The sequence below is a fragment of the Micromonospora arborensis genome (assembly GCF_003205615.1).
Classification (GTDB): Bacteria; Actinomycetota; Actinomycetes; order Mycobacteriales; family Micromonosporaceae; genus Micromonospora; species Micromonospora arborensis.
In genome coordinates, this window is record NZ_PYBV01000007.1 from 43,593 (window position 1) to 64,500 (window position 20,908).

A 20,908-nucleotide genomic window follows, 5' to 3' on the forward strand; every position below is an offset into this window, starting at 1 on the left:
TCGCCGTCAGATGCTCAGGATGCCGAGCTTGCGGGCGAGCCGGAGGGAACGGTCGAAGACGGTCAGGCCAATCGCGAACATGATCACACTGAACCCGGTCAGGATCGCCAGCGACACCAACGGGGACAACCCCTCGGCCGGCGGGTCATTCATCAGCAACTGCCGCTCGGCGGCGATGACGTAGGAGTGCGGCACGAGGTAGCTGACCCAGCGGATCCACTCCGGCAGCACGCTGATCGGGAAGAGGGTGCCGCCGAGCACCCCCGCGGCCAGGCTGTACAGCATGATGACCGGCTCGCCGCGCTTGAACAGGATGATGAAGCTGGCGGCGAGGGTGCCGATGGCGTTGCAGGCGGCTATCCCGACCAGGAACACCAGCAGCGCGAGGGGGATGGACCGCCACTCGATCTGGGCACCCAACAGGCTGCCGAACGCGATCATGAAGGCCGCCATCACGGTGCCGGTGACGCTACGCCAGATGTTCATCGCGATCGGAATCAGCGCCCACGGCACGGGCTCCACCAGGTAGGTCTCGAGTGTGCCGCGTTCCTGCGCGAACTGGAGCCGGTTGGTCAACGCGGTCAGCGCGTCCTGGAAGCCCGCGGTGACACTCGCACCGATGAGCATGAAGGCGAACGCGTCGGTGGCATTCAGGAACGAGCCCTGGAAGAAGTAGAGCAGCACGGGGAAGACCACTGCGGCGTACCGCAGGATGGTGGTGGCCGGGAACATCCGCTCTTCCACCAGGTCGATGCGGACGTAGGCGGCACAGGTGTCGAGCGACTTGCGCCAGAGGCCACGACGGCCGATCGGGGCGGTGTAGGCCAGGCTCATGTCGGTCCGCCCTCTGCGGTCTGGTCGTGCCGGTAGGCGCGAGCGATCAGGTCCCGCAGCGGCATCGGGATCTCGCGGACGTGCCGAACCTGCCGGGCGCCGGCACCGAGCGCGGCCAGCACGTCACCCGCTCCGTCGCGTACCTTGAGCCAGCACCGGACGGTGGGCCCGTCGACGGTGAGCTCCAGGCCCAGCGACGTCAGATCCGCGGCCGCCTGGTCGGCTGCGTCGGTCGAGGCGAAGACCAGTTCCAGTTGTGGTCGCTCCCACTGCTCCCGCAGGCTGTCGAGGTCGCCGAAGTACTTGACCCGGCCCTTGTCGAGCAGTAGGGCCTGGGAACGCAACGCCTCGATCTCTTCGAGGCGGTGCGACGAGATCAGCACCGCGAGTCGCTCCCGCTGGACGAGATCGGTGATCAGGTCGAGGAGGCCGTGCGCCGCGATCGGATCCACCGCACCGGTCGGCTCGTCGAGGATGAGCACCCGGGGGCCGGACAGCAGCGCCCGCGCCAGCCTCAGTCGGGCCTTCATGCCGGCCGACAGGCCGGCGACGACCGTGTCGATCCGCGACTCCAGATCCACCGTCGCCAGGACCTCGGGGATCCGGGTCGCCATCAGCCGCGGCGACATGCCCTGCAACCGGCCGTGCATGTGCAGGTTCTCCCGGGCGGTGGCCCGCATGAGCAGGCTCCGGTCGTCCGACGGCATCCAGCCGACGACCTGGCGGATCTGCTCCGAGTCCCGTTCGACGTCGAGCCCGAGGAGGGTGCCCTCGCCGCTCGTCGCCGTGGTCAGGCCGACGATTATCCGGAACAGGGTGGTCTTACCGGCGCCGTTCGGGCCGACGATCGCGCAGATCTCGCCGGCGCGAACGGTCAGGTCGATGCCGTCGAGCGCGAGCACGTCCGACTTGATGTGCGTCCGCGCCAGGACCCGCATCCACCGCGGCGTCGGCTCGTACACCTTGGTCAGGCCGGACAGGACGAGGACCTCCTCGGCCTCGGCGGGTGAGCGCGCGCCGTCCCGTTGCCCCCGGCCGAGGCCGTCCGCCGCGGTGGGTGTCTCCGATCGCCCGGCCGACGGGCGATCGGCCACGCCGATGTCAACCGGTCTCTCCGAAATCGCCGACATGCCGTCAACCGCCCCTTCACCTTCGTGGTTCTGCTTGTTCGCCGCGCCGGTCAGACCCGGATGCCCCGCCAACGCCACCAGCCCCACCGCACCCGGCGATCCACCCGGTCGGCCAGCCGCCGCAACCGGGGTGGACGCTCGGGCCGCCGTCCGCGGCGTACGTTGCGTTCGTAACGCCGCCAGAGCCGTGACCCCCGCGCCTCGGCGTCGATGCTCTCCGCCAGGTCGGCCAATCGCTCGGGCAACTCGTCGCCGCCGTCGTTCAGTTCGTAGGCCCGGCAGGCGAGGGACAACGCCGTCCGGGCGAGCGCCGCCCGGGCTGCGGTGTGCAGGTGGCGCACCGGCTCGACCCGGTCGCCCTCCTCGGTGAAGAGGATCTCGAAGACGGCGTTCCGCTCGGTGATGTCCCGGATCATGCCGCCGAACTCCTGGACATGCATGTTGGCACCGTGTACGCGGTAGAAGGCCTGGTCGACACCGTTGACCCGACCGACGTGGGCGCGGGCCGCGGCCCGTAGCCAGAGCAGGAAGTCCGCCGCGTGCGGCACCCGTGAGTCGTATCCCTTGAGGTCGTGCATGACACTCGCCCGCATCACCACCTCGGGCGTCGACACCGGGTTGGTGGCCCGCTCGCAGTTCTCCCGCAGCCACGCCGCGCCGGTCCAGATCGTCCACGAGGTCGCCCGGGTCCGTGGTGTGGGAGTGCGGTCGTTGAACGCCGCGGAGAAGCCGTAGACGAACCCGACCTCCGGATGCGCCTCCAGCAGCGCGGTGGCCCGCGCGAGCGAACCGGGTGTCAGCAGGTCGTCCGCGGAGAGCAGGACGAGATAGTCGCCGGTCGCCTTCGCCAACCCCTCGTTGTACGTGGCGAGATGGCCCTGATTGACCACGTGCTCGATCACCTGGACCCGCGGATCCACGGCGATCGTGCGGGCCACCTCGGCGCTGCCGTCGGGTGAGGCGTCGTCGACGATCAGGACGTCGACGTCCACGCCCTCCTGCGTGAGAATGCTCTGCACGCAGGCCGGAAGATAACGGCCGTAGTTGTAACAGGGAACCACGACGGAAACGGTCGGCCGGCGCCGCAACGGGCGCGGCCGTTCCCGGGTCACCATGCGGCGACGCCCACGTCGGCCAGGCTCACCAAGACTCCCTCAATCGCCTGTGGACAGAGATCCGCGCAAGCATGGCCGCGCCGCTCCTCAAGGTGCCGTACCTCCGCGTCGACGCACAACCTCCGACTGCTTCGAGCTGGTGTCCGGTAGTTGACTGCCTCAGGTGTTCGGCCGGAATACGACGTCCACCCAGAAGTTGTGCGAGACGGCCGAATCGGGGAAGCCACCGCCGTAGCGGAAGCCGGCGCCGCCGGCCGCTATGTGCAGTGGTCCTCGATCAATTCCCTGGCCCGCGAAGGCGTTCAGACTGACCGCGTACTGCCCGACCGAGGTCCAGTAGGAGACGACGTACGTGGTGCCCGCCGTAATGCTGACTGGTTGCGAAAATGTGGCGACCTGCCATCCGGATCCGGTCTCGTTCGTGAATGACGCCGTCGCCAACAGGTCCCCGCCGGAGGTCCACAGCGTGCCGGTGTGCAGTCCGTTGTTGTCCGGCCCCTTGAAGAATCGCACCCCCGTCACCGAACCGTTGACGTCCGCGGTGAACCGCGTGCCGACCTCGATCGAGTTCGGGTCGTTCCAGTTCGGATGCTGCGGTGTGTCGGTGTCGCCGAACAGGCTGACCGGCGATCCCAGCGGGGGAGTCGGGGTGGGGCTGGACGTCGGTGTCGGCGTCGGCGTCGGTGTCGGGTCCGGATCTGGTGCCGAGTCCGGCACGAAGAGCGGGTCGACCCAGTAGTTGGTGGACTGGTACGAGCTCTGCGGGAAGGCGTGCCTGCCGTAGTTGTAGACACCGTTGGCGGTCGTCGCTGGCGCGCTGAGCGGTCCGTTGGTCCGGAGCGTCGCGAAGAAGCTCGACGTCGAGGCGTAGCGGCCGTTGGGCGCGAAGTACGACGCGACGTACGTCGTGCCGGCGTTCACCGCGATCGGGCTGTCGAACCGTACGCTCTGCCAACCTGAGCCCGACTCACCGGAGAACGTGGCGCGGGCCAGCAGTGTGCCGGAGGCGGTCCACAGGCTGCCGGTGTGCGTACCGCTGTTGCCGGGGCCCTGGTAGAAGCGCACCCCGACGATCCGACCGTCGGTCGTCGGGACGAACTTCACGCCCAGCTCCACGGCGCTGGGGTCGCTGTCCGCCGCCGACTGGGGCGTCGCGTTCGGCGCGAACATCGTGTAGATGGCCGCGTACGCGTCGGTGGTGAAGGACCAGACGGTGGGCTCGTCACCCGGGTTGCCCTGGTTGTCGGTCACGGTCACCGTGGCGGTGTAGGTGGTCGCGGTGGCCAGGGAGGCCGACGGGGTGAAGGTCACCGTCTTGGTCGCGTCGTCGTATCCGACCGTGCCGACGACCGGCACGCCCGCCTGGTTCTTGAGGGTGAACTGGATGGACGTCGGGTTCAACGGCTTCGAGAAGATCACGGACGGACGTACCGTGATCGGCACCGTGGTGGCGTTCGCCGTCGGTGCGGTCGCCACCGGGCTCGGCGGGCCGGCCGCGCTGTCGATGAACGTGACGTCCACCCAGTAGTTGACGTCGTTGTAGGTCAACGTCGGGAAGCCACTGCCGTAGGCGAAGACGCCGTTGCCGCGCGACGGAACGGATCGGGGTGCGATCAGCGGCGCGGAGTTCACGTCCCGGCCGCTGAACGCCAGTGGGTCGGCGGCGTAGCCGCCGTTGGGGGCGGTGTAGGACGCGACGTACTGCGTGCCGTGGGTGATCGGCACGGGGCTGGCGAAGGCCAGTGTCTGCCAGCCGGCGCTGGTCTCCCCGACGAACGTTCCGGTGGCCAGTCGGGTGCCGCTGCTCGTCCAGAGGCTTCCGGTGTGCGTACCCGTGTTGGCCGCGCCCTTGTAGAAGCGGACTCCGGTGACGTAGCCGTCGTCCTGCGAGGTGAACCGCACGCCCAACTCGACGGGCGAACTGTCGTTGACCGCCGGGTTGTCCGGCACCCGGGATCCGAAGAGGGTGCTGGGCCCGGCCAGTTTCAGGGTGATCGTGGACGGCGTCGCCGGCATGTTGACGCTGTCGTCGATCGCCCGGACCCGGACCACCTGAGTGCCGGCGCCGCCGGAGTGGAAGCTGTACGACCAGGACGTGGTGCCGTCGGCGGCGTGCCAGGTGGCGCCGCCGTCGGTCGACACCTCGACGCCCGCGACCCGGCCGCCGCCGAGGTCGGCGGCGGTGCCCCGCACGGTCACCAGGGAGCCGTTCGTGACCCTCGAACCGTTCGCCGGTGCGGTGATGGTGACCGTCGGAGCCTGCGTGTCGGTGGACGCCGACGTCGGCTGGAGGCCCGGCATCAGCGTCGCCGGCTGAACCCCCATGTCGGCGAAGAGGTTGACGGTGGCCTGCTGCATTCGGGTGTCGGCCGCCGAGGTGGTGCCGTCGTGGACCGGGTCCAGACCCCACGCCCACTGGACGGTCCCGGCGCCGAAGACCAGAGCTCCGCTGGCCGCGCGGTACATCGTGAGGTGGTGGGTGGTGGTACCCGGGGTGACCGTGTTGCCGAAGTCGCGCAGGTATTCAGGCGTCGATCCGGTCGTGGTGGAGAGCCGGATGAGGCCGGCCGGCCGGAAACCGTTGTCCACGTCCTCGTCGGACTCGTAGCCGACCGTGTGCGGGGCGAGCGTCGCCGTCTGCCCCGACCCGAGAGTGGCGAGGCCGGTGTACCGCCACAGCCGAAACTTACCCTGCTGTTCCGGCACCTGCAGCGCGAGATCGGTGTTGTTGCTCATGTAGGCGGTGCCGGTCAGCGCGTTCTCCGGCTGCCCCGCGCCGTTGCCGGGCTGGATGAACCGCGGATCTCGCCAGGTGCCGGTCCATTCGGTGGACGGGTCGATGTCGGCGTTGGCCCAGGTCTCCTTGTAGCAGACGAGCGTGCGGTGCGGGGTGTTGGCGCCGTCCACGCTGGGCGCGAGCCGCGTCCGCCAGTAGACCTCGTTGCCGCTGAAGAAGGCCAGGTTCACGCCGGCGTCGCGGGCCGCCTCGACGTTGCTGCGCTCCGGGCCGGACCAGTACTCGTCGTGCCCGACGGACAGGAACACGTCGTGGTTGCGGATGAGGCTGCCCCGTCGGTCGGTGTCGATGTCGGTGGTGTAGCTGACGTCGTACCCGTTGCGCTCCAGGAAACGGATCATGGGGTACTCGTTGCTGAACAGGAAGTCACGACCGTTGCTGCTGCCTCGGGTGGAGAACGGCCGGTTGTAGCTGACCTCGAAGGCCCGACCGTTCTGCAGTGCCTCGTAGAAGTTCCCGCCGCCGTAGGTGTTGTAGGCGTGCCAGGTGGCATCGGAGGTCTTGAAGAGGAGGCTTGAGGTGCTGCTGTCGTCCCGCACCACGAACGTGATGTGACTGGCGCTGCCGGTGTCGATGTCGGTGCGCTTCAACCGTGCGACGTACACGCCGGAGACGGAGTCCGCCGGGACCTGCCACGAGGCGGACACCCGCCAGTTGCCACAGTCGAACATCTGGGTCTCGTGGTTGGTGATGCATTCTTCTGGTTGGTGCTGCGGCAGTGTCGCGGACGGTGTCACCGGCGTGATCCGCCGGGCGCCGGCGCCCCCGTACCATCCGAGGCGGTAGATCTCGATGGTGTACGCGGTCGCCGCAGTGTCGATCTTGAAGTCGATCCGCTGGCCCCGGTTCACGCTGATGTCGGTGGCGAAACCCTGGATCGTCCAGTCGCCGAAACCGTCGATGTCCCACTCCGTGGCTGGTTGACCCAGCTGGGCGTTCTCGCAGACCACGGGATTCGGACTGCAGCTGGCGGCAGCGGCCCCCGTCGGGCCGGCGACCGCTCCGGCGAGGACGACGCCGACGACGGCGAGGAACGCGACACCGGGTCGCAGCCGACGAGGTGAACCGCAGGCTGTGCCAGATATCCCAGTCGTGACAGGGCGCATCGCCATCGGGCACCAACCTCTCGCTACGAGACGTCACGGCGCCTGCCGGGCGGCTCAATATTGAAAAGTAGAGAACCCCTCACCTCTTGCCAACGGCCGTCCACACTGGCTGTAACACCGGGCGGTCGCCCACGGCCACCCGATCAGGCACGCTCGGTCGGATGGCTGACAGCGAAGGACGCTCGCCATCCGCTGTGGCTGCCTGCCATGTCGATGTGCTGTTGAGCGGTATACCGGAGAGGTATGAATATGACTCTGCGGTATACCGCTCACTACCGCATCCGCCCTGACGGAGGTGACCGACGGTCACCGCCGGCGGTTAGTCCCGCGCTTGCCTCTGGCTCGCCGGACCCTGCTGCTCGGCGCCCTTCACGCGCGGTAGGACGATGGTGAGATCGGAGGCGTTGGCCCGCTGCGGTGCGACGGGTGTCCTCGTCGGCTCGGTCGCGTCTCGCGGAGCGTCCGGATCGTCGAACGGCACCACCTGCTTCGTCCGGCGCGGGCCGACCGCCTCGGCGACGGAGATCATGCCGAAGAGCAGCACCAGGCAGGCGGCCGACACCGCGATCATCGACCGGATGGTCCCGGTGACCTTGCGCGTCGGATCCGTCGGCGGGTTGATCGGCAGTGCCTGGAACAGGTACTTGTCGTCCGCGCCGTCGACCTTCTGCATGTCGTACAGCTCTTTTTCCATGCTCTTGGACACCAGGTCGAGCGTCTTCGCGGCCGCATCGGGTGAGCTGCCCGTGCCGACGATGTTGATGACCAGGCCCGAGCCGATCGCGTTGGTCGAGCTGATCGTGTAGTCCTGGTCGGCCCCCTGGCTGATCAACCCCTGCCGGACCAGGCCGCCCGACACCCGCTGGGCCAGGACGTCGACCACCACGGACGGGTTGGGCAGGCGCAGGTACGGATTGTTGGCGTTGACCTTGAGGAGCGCCGGATCCCGGGCGATCGCGGCGTCACTCGGCTGGGGCGGCGGGGCGATCAGCACCCACTGCGCCTGCGACTCGTACCGCGGCGCTATCCCGAAGGCGACGAACGCGTTCCCGGCGATCAGCACTGCCAGCACCGCCAGCACGATCAGCTTGTGGCGTCGCACGGTCGTGAACAGGGCCAGGAGATCCATCAGGGCTCAATTCTTGCGGCAGGAGACGGGCGGGCGGCCGGTGCCGGCTCTGCTGGCCGCAGAGCCGCAGCCTGCGCCGACACGGGGAAGATCCGGGTTTGCGCGGGCCACCGCTGGACGGCCAGCCAGCAGGTGGCGCAGAGCCCGAGGACAACGGCGTGGACCGAGGCGAACTGCGCGAACGAGAACGCGTCGAACGTGTACGCCCCGACCGCCGCGGCGAGGCAGGCGCCGGCGAGCGCCCCGCACAGCGAACGCAACTCAGGATCGGTCGTCCGGGCCCGCGTCTGCAGTGCCGTGATGGCGGGGACCAGGAAGTACAGCAGGAGCGCGGCCAGGCCGAGGACGCCCATCTCGATGGCGGTCTTCAGGTACTGGTTGTCCAGGATCCGGGTGGCGTCCTCCGGCAGGAACGTGCCACCGCCCCGGCCCAGCCACGGGGCCTGCTGGACGAGCGCGACCACCCGGGGATAGTTGTCCAGCCGGTTGGTGATCGAGGCATCCTCCGCGCCCATGGTGATGGAGCCGATGATCGTGCGCAGGTAGCCCGGTGTGGTGGCGAAGATGCCGACGACGGCGATCGGCGAGAAGGCGAGCAGCCAGACCCGTTGCCTGGCGGGCAGGCAGATGACGAACGTCGCCACCGCGACGCCGACAGCCAGGATCGCCGACCGGGAGACGGACATCGGTATGCACATGCCGATCAGTCCCACCGGCAGCCACCGCCGCGCGGGCGGGCGTTCCCGGTCGTGGATGCCCAGCCAGATCGCCAACGGCAGGAGCATGCCGGCGACCACGCCCAGTTCGATCGGATGGATCGTCGTCCCGGTGACCCGGACGAGCGCGTCGCGGCCCTGGAACGAGCCGTACGCGTCGCCGGCCTCGAACCCCGGCAACGCCAGGCGCAGCCACGGCTTGAGGTCCCACAGGAACCAGAACTGGAGGGTGGCCACGACACCGGAGAACGCGCCACCCCACACCACGGTCCGAATGACTCGCAACAGGTCGGCGGGGCTGCGCAGGTGCTCGGCGGTCACCAGGATCACCCCGGACATGCCGACGAGCAGGAGCATCCAACGGTCGGCGCTGAGCCGCTGGGTCTCGTCCGGCGTGAACAGCGGCATGGCGGCGTAGGAGAGCAGCGCGCAGATCCACAGCACCGCCAGCGCACCGCGGACGGGATAGCGGGTGTGGACCGGATCGTGCAGGCCGAGCAGCGCCGTCACCGCCCAGGCCAGGAAGAGGACGAGGGATACGAGGCTGGCCAGATAACCCTGTGCGCCGACGATCCGGATCACCGTGTCCGACGGGAAGATGAAGGCGCTGAGGATGAACAGTTGCAGCATGAAGGCGGCCTGGCGGGACCCCTGCGGTCGTACCACCCGGCGGGTCTCGGCGAGTCTCCCTCCGGAAACCCGGCCGCCGTTGACGTGCCTGGCGTCACCGGTCATGGTTGTCGTCGATCCGTTGAATCGCCGCACCATGCTCTCGTTCCTGCCCTTGAATCGGGATCTTTCAGTGGAGGGCTGGCCCGAGCGTACCGCTCTGGGGTGACCCGCGGAATCGTCCTGTTTCACCGGTCAGCGCGCCGGACGGCCGGGGTCGACCACCGCGTCGGGCCGTCGTTTTTGTCCGGACCTCTCGTACACATCGCATTGTCGTCCGTGCTCAGGCCAGGGAGAGGTCGGCCAGTGCCCGTCGACGCAGCGGCGTGGGCGTACGGGACTTTGCGGAGATCATCACCGCGATGTCGCGATCCTGGATCGCGCCGAGAAACTCCTGCATCGCGCGTTCGTCCAATGGGGTCTCCTCCCAATAGGCATGGCAGAGGGTGTCCGCGACGCTGAAGGAGTCGACATTCGTTTCCGCCCCGGCAACCTCATCGACATAGACGCCGTACAACGTCCACTCGGAGAAATGCAGCTTCGCCCCGATCGCGTCCGCCCACCGGCGTCCGGTCACCGACTCCACCCGGGCCAGCAGCCGCCGTACGACGGCCGGATCCCACGCCAACAACGACGAGACATAGTCGGAATAGGGCGGCGCGGCCGCCGGCACACCGAGCAGGGACCGGGCGACCTGATGCCAGATCACGTGCCGCGGCAGCCGCTCGTCGACCTCGTCGGGTTTGCGATAGAAGCGGACCACCCCGTCACGACGGAAGGTGTCGGCGGAGAACGGCCGGACGAACTGGATGTCCGAGTCGACCAGCACGACGACGTCGGCGTCGGATCGCGCCGCGGCCGAGAGCTTGATGATCTGCTGCAGGATCCAGCCGCGCAACGGCGGGAACGGGCGGCGGAGGTTGACCGAGAGCTTCCCGCCCGGCAGGGACCGGAAGGATCGGGGCAGGAAATCCGACTCGTCGTGGATCACCGCGCGCGGCCCGCTCATCTGACCGAAGAGCGCCAGATCGGCGCGCGGCACGATGATGTGGTGGCGTATCGCGTCCGGCGAGTGCGCCAGCACCGAGCGGTGCAGGTCGGCGCAGCGGTCGAAGTCAGGCGCGAAGCTGGGGGTGATGATGTCCAGTCGTGACATGCCAGGAGTCCTCTTGTCGGCCGGCCGTGGGCCCGGCTGTTCGGTGTTCACCGGACCACCGCCGGCGACCAGGCGTCGGAGACCAGTAGCTCGGGGGCGCCCCGGCCGTCGGCCGGGCTCGACCAGATGTCGCTGGTCGCCGTCCCGGCGCCGCCGCGGGGCAGCGCGTAGATGATTCTCGTGTCGTCCAGCCACTCGACCTGGTCGTCGACGCTGCGGGTCTCGGCGAGCAGCGTCTCGGCGCCGGTCGCGAGGTCGTAGACGGCGAGGCGCCAGCGGCCGGGCGGCAGGTCGCCGTGCTTCTTGAAGGCAATCCGGGTCCGGTCCGGGGAGAGCGACGGGCACTCGGCGTCCTCCCGCAGCGCGGTCACCCGGCGGGCGGCGAGGCTCCCCTCGACCAGCCAGGTCTTCCCCCCGGACGCGGCGGTCGCGTAGAACCGGTCGTCGTCGGCGAAGGTCACCCCCCAGAGGTTCTTGTCCACCGCGGTGACCTCCGCGCCGTCGACGACGAGTGGGAACCGCTCCACGTCCCCGAGCACCGCACCGGAGGTCCGGCTGATCACCGTACGGGTGGAGAACTGCCCCGGATTCGCGTACGAGTCCCCGAAGACGAACGTGGTCGTCGCCACCAGCGACCCGTTCGGCGACAGCCGGGCCCGGCTCGGCGTGCCGACCAGCGGTAGGTCGCGCCGGACCGACCAGTCCGGGCCGAGCAACCGCGCCCGGTACGTGGTCAGCAGGCCCCGGTCGGCCGAGAGGCAGATCGCCTCGTCCCGGGTCGCGTAGACCCGCTCGCAGGCGGCGTCGGTCACCGCGCGTGGCCCGGCCGGCGCTGACAGCGGGACCATCGCCACCCGGCCGTAGTCGGCGCCGAGAGCCGTGTTCCGGAAGACGAGGTGTGGCACGTCGCGCACCACGGTGAGGTCGTCGCGTGTCGGCGCACCGGTCGCCGTCGCCCCTACGGCGCTGAGCTCCTGCCGGGCCTGCCAGACATAGCCGCCCGCGCCGAGGAACGCCACCAGCAGCACCACCGCCAGTGCCGTCAGCCGCGCCCGCGGCCCGAGCCCACCCACCCGCCCGCTCATGCCGGCACTCCACCGGGTCGAGTTCCGGGCAGCGTCGCCGGGGTCGGACGGTCGATGCCACGCAGCAGCCAGGCGGCGATCGGCACGGCGACCGCCAGCAGGGCGGCGAAGAGCAGCAGCGCCGGGCGGGGCCCCTGGATGCTCCAGAACAGACCGAAGAGCACCGACGCGGCGAACCGGGCCAGTGCCACAGTGGTCTGGGCGGCGGCGATTCCGCTACCCCGGGCCCGGGCCGCCACGAGGCGGCTCACCAACGCCGCCAGGACGCCGTCGGTGGCGGCATAGAAGGTGCCGAGCAGCAGCAGGACCGCGAGGGTTCCGCCGACGCCGCTGCTGGGCAGCGCCGCGAGCAGGTAGGCGCCCAGCAGCGCCAGGTGGCCGGCGACCAGCACCCGGCCGCGGCCAACCCGGTCGGCCAGCAGCCCCAGGGGTACGGCCAGCGCCAGGTAGGCGACGTTGGTGCCCACGTAGAGCAGGGGGAAGTAGCGGGCGGTGAAGTCGTCGCGCTCCTGAAGGAGCAGATAGAGGAAGCCGTCGCCGATGGTCAGCAGGCCCAGCAGGGCGGCGGCCAGCAGCGGTCGCCGGAGACCTCGCCCGGCGATCTCCGAGAACACCTCGCGCAGAGTGGCTCGGGCCGCGCCGGCCGCGGTCGGCAGGTCCGGCACGAGCAGCACCAGCACCGCCACCCCGGCGACCGCGAAGGCGAACGAGACGACGAAGATCGAGCCGTAGCTGCCGGGGACCGCCGCGAGGAGCGCGAAGGCGACCAGTGGGCCGATGGCGGCGCCGAGGGTGTCCAGTGCCCGGTGCACGCCGAAGGCCCGCCCCAGCACGTCCGGTTGCGACGCCGCGGCGATCAGGGCGTCCCGGGGCGCGGTGCGCAGCCCCTTGCCCAACCGGTCGACGGTGACCACCGCGGTTATCGCCGCGAAGCCAGCCGCCGGCAGCATCGCCAGGCGGCTCAGCGCCGAGGCGGCGTACCCGGTCACCGCCACCCACTTCGGTCGCTGCCCGCGGTCGCCGACATACCCCCCGGCGATCCGTACCAGCGCGCTGACGCCCTGGTACACGCCGTCCAGGAAGCCGTACGCGATGGGGCTCAGACCGACCACGGCGGTCAGGTAGAGCGGCAGGACCGACGCCACCATCTCCGACGACACGTCGGTGAGGAGGCTGACCGTGCCGAGCAGCACCACTGTTGCGGAGACGCGGCGCACGGCGAGGCGGGCCCGGCTCGTACCGGCGTCGTCCGGCCGGTCCCGCAGCGTCACGTACACGACATCTCCATCCCCGGCCCACCACCTCCGCACCGCCTGCCGTCCGCCGCCCGGGTCGCACTCGACCTGGGCGGTCAGCCAGCCAGTGCCGCCCTCAGCGCGGCGACGACGGACTCCTGTTGGTCGGCGGTGATCTGCGGGTAGATCGGCAGCGAGAGCAGCTCGGTCGCGATCCGCTCCGCGTGCGGGAACGCACCCTGCGGGTAGCCGAGGCCGGCGAAGGCTCCCGTCCGGTGCACCGGCACGGGGTAGTGGATCCCCGCCCCGACGCCGCTCGCGTTGAGCCGCGCCAGCACCCGGTCCCGGCGGGCCGGGGTGCCGTCGCCGGGGACCCGGAGGCAGTAGATGTGCCAGACGTGCTCGTTGCCCGGCAGGGTCACCGGGCGGACCACGTCGACCGACTCCAGCAGCGCGTCGTACCGGGCGGCGGCGGCCCGGCGCAGCGCGTTCCAGTTGGCCAGCCGGGCCAGCTTGGCCCGGAGCACGACCGCCTGGAGACCGTCCAGCCGGCTGTTCACACCGATGACGTCGTGCACGTACTTCCGCAGGCCGCCGTGGCTGCCGAGGGTGCGGACCATGGTGGCGACGTCGGCGTCGGCGGTCACCACGGCGCCCGCGTCGCCGTAGGCTCCCAGGTTCTTGCCGGGGTAGAAGCTCGTCGCGGCGATGCCGTCGACACCGGCGCCGCGTCCGTGCCGGGTGGCGCCCTGGCACTGCGCGGCGTCCTCGACGACGGCGATGTCGCGCCCGGCCAGGCCGCCCCGGAGCCGCTCCACCGGGGCCAGTTGGCCGTAGAGGTGAACCGGGATGATCGCCCGGGTGGCCGGCGTGATCGCGGCCAGCGCCGCGTCGACGTCGAGCAGGTAGGAGTCGGGATCGCAGTCGACGAGCACCGGCCGCGCGCCGGTCCGGGCGACGGCCTCGGCGGTGGCGATGAAGGTGTTCGTGGGCAGGATCACCTCGGCCCCGGGTCCGACGCCGACGGCGCGCAGCGCCAGTTCGAGCGCGTCGGTGCCGTTGGCGACCCCCACGCAGTGGTCCACCCCGGCGAACGCCGCGTACTCGCGTTCGAAGGCGGCCACCTCGGGGCCGCCGACGAAGGCGGTGTCGGCCAGGACCCGCTTGAAGCCGACGGCGACCTCCTCCGCCACCTCGGCATGCGCAGCCTGCAGGTCCACCAACGGAATCGCGGTCATCGTGGAAGCACTCCCTGCAGAGTTGGCTGACGGACAGGGCGGAGGAATCGGGCCGGATTGCCGGCCCACACCTCATCGGGGGGTACGTCGCTGAGGACGACCGAACCCATGCCGACGAGCGACCTCGCGCCGACGGTGAGCGACTCGCGGATCAGCGCGCCTGCCCCGAGGTAGGCGCCCGGCCCGATCCGCACGGCACCGGAGATCCGCACGCCCGAGGCGATCGTGACGTGGTCGGAGACGACGTCGTCGTGGGTGAGCACGGTCTGCGGCATGATGGCCACGTGCGCGCCGAGGGTGACGTCGGCGGTCAGGACGACCTGCGCCAGCAGCACCGAGCCCGGCCCGACCGTGCAGCCGGCGGGCACCTCGGCCGACGGGTGGACGACTGTCGCGTACCGCGCTGCCGGCAGGCCCAACCGCCGCACCACCTGCTCGCGGACGCCAGGATCGCGGGCGTTGGCGATGCCGACCACCACGGCGGCGTCGGGCAGGTCCGCGATCGCGTCCAGCGGGCCCAGCACCGGCAACCCGGCACGGGTCGCACCGTGCAGGGCCGGGTCGTCGTCGAGGAAGCCACGTAGCCGCCAGGTCGGCGCTGCCGCGTTGATCGCCGCAACGGCGGCCGCCGTCTCCCGGGCTATTCCTCCGGCGCCGACGATCACGAGATCGTTGGTCATCGGCGGGCCAGCGCACGAAGTGTGCCGACGATGTGGTCCTGGTCGTCCTCGGTGAGCGCGTGGTGCAGGGGGAGGACCAGCGAGTCCCGCGTGATCCGCTCGGTCACCGGCAGCGGGGCCGGCTCGACGTCCGCGTACGCCGGCTCCAGGTGCGACGCCATGATGCCGCGCCGGGCGGACACCCCGGCGGCGGCGAGCGCGGCGAGGCTCTCGTCCCGCCCGACGCCGAACTCGTCGGTGAGCAGCACCCAGAAGGTCTGGAAGTTGGTGCGGCCGTGGGCCGGGTCGCGGACCGCGAGCGTGCCGGGCACGTCGGCCAGCAAGGCGTGGTACCGCGCGGCGAGGCGGCGACGCTGCGCCACGATGTCCCCGAGCTTGCCGAGTTGAACCAGGCCGATGGCGGCCTGGACGTCGGTCATCCGGTAGTTGTAGCCCGTCTCCAGGTACGCCTCGAGGATCGGTTGCGCGCTCGCGTGCCGGTCCGCGGCCGACACGTTCATCCCGTGCTCGCGCAGCCGGCGCAGCCGCGCCGCCCAGTCCGCGTTGTCGGTGGTGAGCATTCCGCCCTCGCCGGTGGTGAGGAGCTTTCGCGGGTGAAACGACCACGCCGCGAGCAACGCCCCGGCACCGACCGGAGCACCGTTCACCATCGAGCCCGCCGCGCAGGCCGCGTCCTCGATCAGCGAGACGCCCCAGTGGTCGGCGGCGGTCCGCAGCGCGGACACCTCGGCCGGCACACCGCCCTGGTGCACGGCGATGACGGCCCTGGTGCGTGCGGTGCGCACCGCGTCGAGCGTCGCCACCGTGACGTTGCCGGTGGCGACGTCCACGTCGGCGAAGACCGGCCGCGCGCCGACGTAGCGGACCGCGTTGGCGGTGGCGATGAACGACAACGACGGGACGATCACCTCGTCACCGGGCTCCACCCCGACCGCGACGAGCGCGAGGTGCAGCGCCGTGGTGCAGGAGCTGACGGCGACGCCGTGGGCCGCACCGACGCTGGCGGCGAACGCGGCCTCGAACGCCGCGACCCGAGGGCCCTGGGCAACCCACCCCGAGCGGACGGCGTCCGCCGCGGCCAGTGCCTCCTCCTCGCCGAGCGCGGGGAGCATCACCGGGATGCGACGTGCCGCCTCGACGGTCACCGCGCCTCCTGGGACTCGCCACCGGCGGGCTGCTCCGCGCGCCACCACTCGACCAACCCCTGCAGGCCCTCCCGCAGATCGATCTCCGCCCGGAAGCCGAGTGCCCGCGCGGCGGCGGAGGTGTCGGCGAGTCGCCGGGTGACCCCGTTGACCTTCCGCGCCGGGCCGTACTCCGGGGACAGGTCGCTCTTCATCACCGACAGGAGGGTGCGGGCGAGCTCCTCCAGGCTGGTCTCGACCCCGCTGGCGATGTTGAACACCTCGTCGGTGTGCACCGACTCGGCGGCCAGGATGTTGGCCCGGGCGATGTCGACCACGTCCACGAAGTCCATCGTCTGGGTGCCGTCGCCGAGGATCAGCGGGGGCAGGCCCGCGTCGATGCGCTCCATCCAGCGGATCAGCACCTCGGTGTACAGCCCGTGGACGTCCATCCGCTGGCCGTACACGTTGAAGTACCGCAGGGCCACGTAGTCCAGCCCGTACATCCCGTGGAAGCTGCGCAGCATGGCCTCGTTGAACGCCTTGGCGGCCCCGTAGAAGGTGTCGTTGTTGTACGGGTGGTGCCGCTCGTTGGTGGGGAACTCCTCGGCCAGGCCGTAGACCGACGCCGACGACGAGGCGACCACCTTGCGGACGCCCTCGGCGGCGGCCGCCTCCAGCACGTTGAACGTGCCGTCGACGAGTACCTCGTTGGCCAGCCGGGGCTCCTCGGCGCACTGTGTGATCCGGATGGCGGCGAGGTGGAAGACGAGGTCCTTGCCCCGGGTGACATCGCGGACGAGGTCGACATCGCGGATGTCGCCCTCCACCACGCGCACCCGATCGTCGCGCAGCGCCCACTTGAGGTTCTCCCGCCGGCCGCGCACGAGGTTGTCGAGGACGACGATCTCGCTGGCACCACCTTGCACGAGCAGGTCGACCACGTGCGAGCCGATCGTGCCGGCTCCGCCGGTCACCAGGGCACGCGCATTCTTGACCGAAACCGCAGCACTCATCGTTCGGACTCTCCTTCCAGATCGACCATCACGCCGCCTTTGGTGAGACTGTGCGAGGCTGCCTGCAGGATCTGCAGAACCCGCAGGCCGGATCGGCCGTCGGTGAGCGCGGGCGACCCGGTGCGGATGGCGCGCGCGTACTCCTCGACCATGGTCCGCAGCGCTTCGCGCTCGGTCAGTGCCGGCGCCACCATGTCGCCCGAGCGGTAGGACACCAGCATGTCGTGGCGTTCCTCGGCGCCGAGCTCGTCGGGTGTCGCCACGTCGACGCCGCGATCGAAGATCGCCAGCCGCTGGCTGGGGTTGAGGTCGTCCCAGACCAGGGTGCGCTTGGAGCCGCCGATGATGGCGGTGCGGATCTTGACGGGGGAGAGCCAGTTGACGTGGATGTGCGCGATCGCGCCGCTGTTGAGCGCAAGCGTGAGGTACGCGACGCAACTGCGGCCGGCACCGATGCCGTCGACGCCGTGCGCGGCGACGGCCACCGGCGCGACGCCCGGCGGCAGCACGAAGTCCAGGATGGACAGATCGTGCGGCGCCAGGTCCCAGATCACGTCGATGTCACGTTGGACGAGGCCAAGATTGATGCGAACCGAGTCGAGGTAGTGCAGCTCGCCCAGCTCGCCCGCGTGCAGCAGCTCGCGGATGCGCAGGACGGCCGGGGTGTAGCAGTAGGTGTGGTCGCACATGAGCGTGAGCCCGCGCCGGTCGGCTTCCTCGACGAGTTGGCGTCCCTCGTCGTACGTGGCGGCGAGCGGCTTCTCCACCAGCACGTGTTTGCCGGCGCGCAGCGCGGCCAGTGCCACCGGCAGGTGGGTGCCGGCCGGGGTGGCGATCGCGACGGCCTGTACCGCGTCATCGGCCAGTACCGTGTCGAGGTCGTCGGTGACCTGCACCGTCGAGTAGTCCCCGAGCACCCGGCGGGCCCGTTCGACGTCGAGGTCACACAGCCAGCGAAGACGGAACGCCGTGGATCCCTGGAAGTTGCGAACGAGGTTGGGGCCCCAGTAGCCGGCGCCGATCACGGCGATCCCGATGGGTTTGTCGGAGACGGCAGGTGAAGAAGTCACGGCGATCCGTTTCGTCTACGGCGTTCGTGGGGGGCGACCAAGAGCCGACGTCCGACACAGCGCAGTGTCGGACAAGGATTGGCACCCGTTGACCTGGCCCGCCCCGGGAAGCTACCGGCCGGCGATCGGCGTGGACAGCGCTGTGTCGGATTTCGGCGGGCCACCGCGGGGGAACCGATACCTTCGGCCCAGGCGTATCGGCTGTCGGCGCGTCAATTCGAACCGATGGGTGCGTGACACCGGCCGCCTCAACGGGAGCCGGTAGCCGGCGCGGGTTCCTACAGTGATGGGCACCGAACTCGCGACGAGGAACGAGATGACCGATTCTGTGGAGCCGCACCGGAACGACGTGTTCGTCGCGCCCGGCGCCGATGTCGACGTACGCGCGACGATCCAGCCCGGCACGAAGATCTGGCATCTCGCCCAGGTGCGGGAGGACGCCCGCCTCGGGTCCGACTGCGTGATCGGCCGCGGCGCCTATGTCGGACCGGGCGTACGCCTCGGCGACAACGTGAAGGTCCAGAACTACGGTCTGGTCTACGAGCCCGCCGTGCTGGGCGACGGCGTCTTCGTGGGGCCCGCGGCAGTGCTCACCAACGACGAGTACCCGCGGGCGGTGACGCCGGAGGGCCGGCTCAAGGGCGATGACGACTGGACGGCGATCGGGGTCACCGTGGGGGAGGGCGCGGCGATCGGAGCTCGTGCCGTCTGCGTGGCGCCCGTGACGGTGGGGCGTTGGGCGTTGGTCGCCGCCGGCGCCGTCGTCACCAGGGACGTGCCCGACTTCGCACTCGTGGTCGGCGTCCCGGCCCGCCGGGTGGCCTGGGTGGGCCGTGCGGGCGAGCCGCTGGTCGCCAAGGGCGACGGCCGGTTCGTCTGTCCGCGTACGGGCGGTGAGTACCGGGAGTCGGCTGGCGTGCTGACCGAGGTGTGCGTGCGGGGAGACCGCTGACCTGGGTCGACGACGTCAGCGCCGACCGGGCTGCCCGGCGCGCTGAACTGATCTTGGGAGTCCCGTCGAGCCGGCGGCGTCCACCGGGCGGGACACGGCGGGCAGCGTGTCCGGGCGGTGGCCGGCCGTGACAGACTGATCGCTGTGTTGCGCTGGTTGACTGCAGGTGAATCGCACGGTCCCGCCCTCGTCGCGATGTTGGAGGGGGTGCCGGCCGGTATCGAGGTGACCACCACCGAGATCGCCGACGAGCTGGCCCGTCGGCGGCTGGGCTACGGCCGTGGTGCCCGGATGTCGTTCGAGCGGGACGAGGTCGAGGTGCTCGGCGGCCTGCGGCACGGCGTCACCCTGGGCAGCCCGGTGGCGATCCGGGTCGGCAACTCCGAGTGGCCGAAGTGGCAGACGGTGATGGCCGCCGACCCGGTCGACCCCGACGAGTTGGCCCGGCAGGCCCGCAACGCCCCGCTGACCCGTCCCCGGCCCGGCCATGCCGACCTGGCCGGCATGCAGAAGTACGGCCACACCGACGCCCGGCCGATCCTGGAACGCGCCAGCGCACGCGAGACCGCCGCCCGGGTCGCCGTCGGCACGGTCGCCAAGGCGCTAATCCGTCAGGCGCTCGGCATCGAGATCGTCTCGCACGTCATCGAGCTGGGCCCGGTGGCCGCGAAGCCCGGGCTGCGCCCCACCCCGTCCGACGCCGCCCGGATCGACGCCGACCCGCTGCGCTGCCTCGACCCGGAGGCCAGCGCCCTGATGGTCGCCGAGGTCGACGCCGCGAAGAAGGCCGCCGACACCCTCGGCGGAGTGGTCGAGGTGCTGGCGTACGGGGTGCCGCCGGGGCTGGGCAGCCACGTGCAGTGGGACCGCAAACTCGACGCCCGACTGGCCACCGCGCTGATGTCCATCCAGGCGATCAAGGGCGTGGAGATCGGCGACGGCTGGCAGCAGGCCCGCTCCCGCGGTTCGGAGGCACACGACGAGATCATCGCGTCGGCCACCGGCGTCCGTCGGGTCACCGACCGGGCCGGCGGGCTGGAGGGTGGCATCACCACCGGTGAGCCGTTGCGGGTCCGCGCCGCGATGAAGCCGATCTCCTCGCTGAACCGGGCGCTGGCCACCGTGGACGTCGCCACCGGCGAGCCGGCCACCGCGATCAACCAGCGTTCCGACGTCTGTGCGGTGCCCGCCGCGGCGGTGGTCGCCGAGGCGATGGTGGCGCTGGTGCTCGCCGAGGCGGCCACCGAGAAGTTCGGCGGAGACTCGATCCCCGAGATCCGCCGCAACCTGGCCGGTTACCTCGACGCCCTGGTGATCCGCTGATGGCGCCGGTCGTCGTGCTGGTCGGCGTGCCCGGCTGCGGCAAGACCACCGTCGGGCGGGCGCTCGCCGCCACCCTCGGGGTGGAGTTCCGCGACACCGACATCGACATCGAGCAGATGGCCGGCAAGCCGATCCCGGAGATCTTCATCGACGAGGGTGAGGAGCACTTCCGTACCCTGGAGCGGGCCGCGGTTGCCGCGGCGCTGGCTTCCGGCACGGGCGTGCTCGCCCTCGGTGGCGGCGCGGTGCTGGCCGAGGAGACCCGGGCCGCCCTGATCGGTCACCGGGTGGTGCACCTCTCGGTCGAGTTGCCCGACGCGGTGAAACGCGTCGGGCTCGGTGCCGGCCGACCCCTGCTGGCGATCAATCCGCGGGCCACTCTGAAGCACCTGATGGACCAGCGTCGACCGCTCTACAACGAGGTCGCCACCGAGACGGTGACCACCGACGGCCGGACCCCGGCAGCGGTAGTCGCCGAGCTAACCGCCCTGCTACCCCGCTGACACCACCTGCCGCGCCGATCTGTGAGTGGG

At 70.7% G+C, this 20,908-nt stretch carries 17 protein-coding genes; 3 read left to right on the forward strand and 14 right to left on the reverse strand.

The features are described from left to right. Positions 1-6: 6 nt before the first annotated feature. The 14 genes from C7C45_RS05960 to C7C45_RS06025 form a co-directional block, all read right to left on the reverse strand. Entirely contained in the window at positions 7-834 is an 828-nt protein-coding gene (locus C7C45_RS05960) for an ABC transporter permease (RefSeq protein ID WP_110562643.1), read from the reverse strand. Next, positions 831-1,928 (reverse strand): ABC transporter ATP-binding protein, encoded by a 1,098-nt coding sequence (locus C7C45_RS05965; protein ID WP_167454660.1) that lies wholly within the window; start codon positions 1,926-1,928, stop codon positions 831-833. The genes C7C45_RS05960 and C7C45_RS05965 overlap by 4 nt, the downstream gene beginning before the upstream one ends. An 86-nt stretch (positions 1,929-2,014) precedes the next feature. Further along, positions 2,015-3,079: a glycosyltransferase family 2 protein gene (locus tag C7C45_RS05970; RefSeq protein ID WP_110562645.1), complete on the reverse strand. Its 1,065-nt coding sequence runs from the start codon at positions 3,077-3,079 to the stop codon at positions 2,015-2,017. A gap of 159 nt (positions 3,080-3,238) precedes the next feature. After that, complete coding sequence (locus C7C45_RS35490; protein ID WP_167454662.1) at positions 3,239-6,826, reverse strand: DUF4082 domain-containing protein; 3,588 nt, start codon at positions 6,824-6,826, stop codon at positions 3,239-3,241. Between the two features lie 475 nt (positions 6,827-7,301). Next, on the reverse strand, positions 7,302-8,111 hold the full coding sequence (locus C7C45_RS05980; RefSeq protein ID WP_110562647.1) for a Wzz/FepE/Etk N-terminal domain-containing protein: 810 nt from the start codon (positions 8,109-8,111) through the stop codon (positions 7,302-7,304). Further along, the gene (locus C7C45_RS05985) at positions 8,111-9,562 is read right to left on the reverse strand and encodes an O-antigen ligase family protein (RefSeq protein ID WP_167454663.1); all 1,452 of its coding nucleotides are present in this window, start codon (positions 9,560-9,562) and stop codon (positions 8,111-8,113) included. The genes C7C45_RS05980 and C7C45_RS05985 overlap by 1 nt, the downstream gene beginning before the upstream one ends. A gap of 217 nt (positions 9,563-9,779) precedes the next feature. Continuing rightward, positions 9,780-10,652 carry a DUF6492 family protein gene (locus C7C45_RS05990; protein WP_110562649.1) on the reverse strand — a complete coding sequence of 291 codons (873 nt, stop codon included), beginning with the start codon at positions 10,650-10,652 and terminating at the stop codon, positions 9,780-9,782. Between the two features lie 47 nt (positions 10,653-10,699). Then, positions 10,700-11,737, reverse strand: a complete 1,038-nt coding sequence (locus tag C7C45_RS05995) for a TolB family protein (RefSeq protein WP_208641079.1) — start codon at positions 11,735-11,737, stop codon at positions 10,700-10,702. After that, a complete protein-coding gene (locus C7C45_RS06000; protein WP_110562650.1) occupies positions 11,734-13,014 on the reverse strand; it encodes an MFS transporter in 1,281 nt (426 codons plus the stop codon). The genes C7C45_RS05995 and C7C45_RS06000 overlap by 4 nt, the downstream gene beginning before the upstream one ends. Positions 13,015-13,088: 74 nt before the next feature. Further along, complete coding sequence (locus tag C7C45_RS06005) at positions 13,089-14,210, reverse strand: DegT/DnrJ/EryC1/StrS family aminotransferase (protein WP_110562651.1); 1,122 nt, start codon at positions 14,208-14,210, stop codon at positions 13,089-13,091. Further along, complete coding sequence (locus C7C45_RS06010) at positions 14,207-14,890, reverse strand: acetyltransferase (RefSeq protein ID WP_110562652.1); 684 nt, start codon at positions 14,888-14,890, stop codon at positions 14,207-14,209. Before C7C45_RS06010 ends, C7C45_RS06005 begins: the two co-directional genes overlap by 4 nt. Next, positions 14,887-16,035, reverse strand: a complete 1,149-nt coding sequence (locus C7C45_RS06015; protein WP_244200257.1) for a DegT/DnrJ/EryC1/StrS family aminotransferase — start codon at positions 16,033-16,035, stop codon at positions 14,887-14,889. The genes C7C45_RS06010 and C7C45_RS06015 overlap by 4 nt, the downstream gene beginning before the upstream one ends. Continuing rightward, on the reverse strand, positions 16,032-17,030 hold the full coding sequence (locus C7C45_RS06020) for an NAD-dependent epimerase/dehydratase family protein (protein WP_110562653.1): 999 nt from the start codon (positions 17,028-17,030) through the stop codon (positions 16,032-16,034). Before C7C45_RS06020 ends, C7C45_RS06015 begins: the two co-directional genes overlap by 4 nt. Beyond that, on the reverse strand, positions 17,027-18,100 hold the full coding sequence (locus C7C45_RS06025) for a Gfo/Idh/MocA family protein (protein WP_110562654.1): 1,074 nt from the start codon (positions 18,098-18,100) through the stop codon (positions 17,027-17,029). The genes C7C45_RS06020 and C7C45_RS06025 overlap by 4 nt, the downstream gene beginning before the upstream one ends. A 316-nt stretch (positions 18,101-18,416) precedes the next feature. Here C7C45_RS06025 and C7C45_RS06030 point away from each other — a divergent pair, with 316 nt between their 5' ends. From C7C45_RS06030 to C7C45_RS06040, 3 genes are all read left to right on the forward strand, one after another. Further along, positions 18,417-19,052 carry an acyltransferase gene (locus C7C45_RS06030; RefSeq protein WP_110562665.1) on the forward strand — a complete coding sequence of 212 codons (636 nt, stop codon included), beginning with the start codon at positions 18,417-18,419 and terminating at the stop codon, positions 19,050-19,052. Positions 19,053-19,196: 144 nt separating this feature from the next. Continuing rightward, positions 19,197-20,375 carry a chorismate synthase gene (aroC, locus tag C7C45_RS06035; RefSeq protein ID WP_110562655.1) on the forward strand — a complete coding sequence of 393 codons (1,179 nt, stop codon included), beginning with the start codon at positions 19,197-19,199 and terminating at the stop codon, positions 20,373-20,375. Next, on the forward strand, positions 20,375-20,878 hold the full coding sequence (locus C7C45_RS06040) for a shikimate kinase (protein ID WP_110562656.1): 504 nt from the start codon (positions 20,375-20,377) through the stop codon (positions 20,876-20,878). The genes aroC and C7C45_RS06040 overlap by 1 nt, the downstream gene beginning before the upstream one ends. Positions 20,879-20,908: the final 30 nt, after the last annotated feature.

Coding starts and splice junctions, on each gene's coding strand:
- C7C45_RS05960 (WP_110562643.1), bottom strand. CDS start 834: ATGAGCCTGGCCTACACCGCCCCGATCGGCCGTCGTGGCCTCTGGCGC.
- C7C45_RS06005 (WP_110562651.1), bottom strand. CDS start 14,210: ATGACCGCGATTCCGTTGGTGGACCTGCAGGCTGCGCATGCCGAGGTG.
- C7C45_RS06040 (WP_110562656.1), top strand. CDS start 20,375: ATGGCGCCGGTCGTCGTGCTGGTCGGCGTGCCCGGCTGCGGCAAGACC.
- C7C45_RS05980 (WP_110562647.1), bottom strand. CDS start 8,111: ATGGATCTCCTGGCCCTGTTCACGACCGTGCGACGCCACAAGCTGATC.
- C7C45_RS05970 (WP_110562645.1), bottom strand. CDS start 3,079: ATGGTGACCCGGGAACGGCCGCGCCCGTTGCGGCGCCGGCCGACCGTT.
- C7C45_RS06020 (WP_110562653.1), bottom strand. CDS start 17,030: ATGAGTGCTGCGGTTTCGGTCAAGAATGCGCGTGCCCTGGTGACCGGC.
- C7C45_RS05990 (WP_110562649.1), bottom strand. CDS start 10,652: ATGTCACGACTGGACATCATCACCCCCAGCTTCGCGCCTGACTTCGAC.
- C7C45_RS06030 (WP_110562665.1), top strand. CDS start 18,417: ATGACCGATTCTGTGGAGCCGCACCGGAACGACGTGTTCGTCGCGCCC.
- C7C45_RS06010 (WP_110562652.1), bottom strand. CDS start 14,890: ATGACCAACGATCTCGTGATCGTCGGCGCCGGAGGAATAGCCCGGGAG.
- C7C45_RS05985 (WP_167454663.1), bottom strand. CDS start 9,562: ATGACCGGTGACGCCAGGCACGTCAACGGCGGCCGGGTTTCCGGAGGG.
- C7C45_RS05995 (WP_208641079.1), bottom strand. CDS start 11,737: ATGAGCGGGCGGGTGGGTGGGCTCGGGCCGCGGGCGCGGCTGACGGCA.